At 61.2% G+C, this 1,298-nt stretch carries 1 protein-coding gene and 2 pseudogenes; all 3 read left to right on the top strand.

Features of this window, described 5'->3' with window-relative positions; translation table 11 throughout:
• Positions 1 to 172: pseudogene (locus ACXRVY_RS29680) on the top strand (argininosuccinate lyase); the annotation flags it as partial.
• A 140-nt stretch (positions 173 to 312) separates the two neighbouring features.
• Positions 313 to 1,191, top strand: coding sequence for an amino acid ABC transporter permease (locus ACXRVY_RS29685; RefSeq protein WP_057396441.1), 879 nt, complete (start codon positions 313 to 315; stop codon positions 1,189 to 1,191).
• A 10-nt stretch (positions 1,192 to 1,201) separates the two neighbouring features.
• Positions 1,202 to 1,298 (top strand): annotated as a pseudogene (locus ACXRVY_RS29690) (ectoine/hydroxyectoine ABC transporter ATP-binding protein EhuA); the annotation flags it as partial.

The following is a 1,298-nucleotide window of genomic DNA, read 5'->3' on the forward strand; positions in this document are numbered from 1 at the left end:
GCGCCTCACACCGGAAGTACGCGAAAGCCTGACCCTCGAAGCCGCCATCGCCGCCCGCAGCGGCTGGGGCGGGACCGCGCCACAACAGGTGCGTGAACAGATCGGCCGGCTGAAAACCGCCCTCGCCGCCCAGCAGCAATGGACCGAGGACTATCAGGGCTTCCGCCTCTGAAGCAGCACACAAAACCTGTGGGAGCGAGCTTGCTCGCGATTACGGTTTCACATTCAACACCAACGTGGACTGACCCACCGCTATCGCGAGCAAGCTCGCTCCCACAGGGATAGCGTTGAAACCGAGTTCGGAGAAACAACATGAGCCAGACACAGGCAGAACGACTCCAGGCGGAGCGCAAACTGGCGGAAAACCAGTTCGACATCACCCAGTACGATCATGTGCCCCGGCGTTACTACGGGCGGATTTTCTTCGCCACGGTGATCGTCATCGCGATCATCGGCCTGGTGCGCGCCTTTGCCGAAGGCAAGATCGAATGGTCGTACATCGGCCAGTTCCTCACCTCCCAGGCGATCATGTGGGGCTTGCTCAACACCATCGTCATGGCGGTGCTGGCGATGGCGCTGGGCATCGTGTTCGGCGTGATCACTGCGATCATGCGCATGTCGGCCAACCCGATCCTGCGCTATGTGGCGCTGACCTACACCTGGCTGTTTCGCGGTACGCCGCTGATTCTGCAACTGCTGTTGTGGTTCAACCTGGCGCTGATCTTTCCCACCATCGGCATCCCCGGCCTGTTCGAAATGGACACCGTGAGCCTGATGACCCCATTCGTCGCGGCCCTGCTCGGCTTGAGCATCAACCAGGGCGCGTACACCGCCGAAGTGGTGCGCGCCGGCCTGCTCTCGGTGGACACCGGGCAGTATGAAGCCGCCAAGTCGATCGGCATGCCGCGCCTGCAAGCACTGCGCCGGATCATCCTGCCCCAGGCCATGCGCATCATCATTCCGCCAGTGGGCAACGAGTTCATCGGCATGGTGAAAATGACCTCGCTGGCGAGCGTCATCCAGTACTCGGAACTGCTCTACAACGCCCAGAACATCTACTACGCCAACGCCCGCGTGATGGAGCTGCTGATCGTCGCCGGCATCTGGTACCTGGCCACCGTCACCGTCCTGTCCTTTGGTCAAAGCCGTCTGGAGCGTCGTTTCGCCCGCGGCGCCGGCAAGCGTTCCTGAGGAGCCGCACATGAGAAGCATCGTCAAGGCCGTGAGCCTGAACAAATATTACGACCAGTTCCACGCACTCAAGGACATCAACATCGAAGTCGAGCAAGGTGAAGTGC

This window comes from Pseudomonas sp. P5_A2_2 (assembly GCF_054177685.1).

Coding starts and splice junctions, on each gene's coding strand:
- ACXRVY_RS29685 (WP_057396441.1), top strand. CDS start 313: ATGAGCCAGACACAGGCAGAACGACTCCAGGCGGAGCGCAAACTGGCG.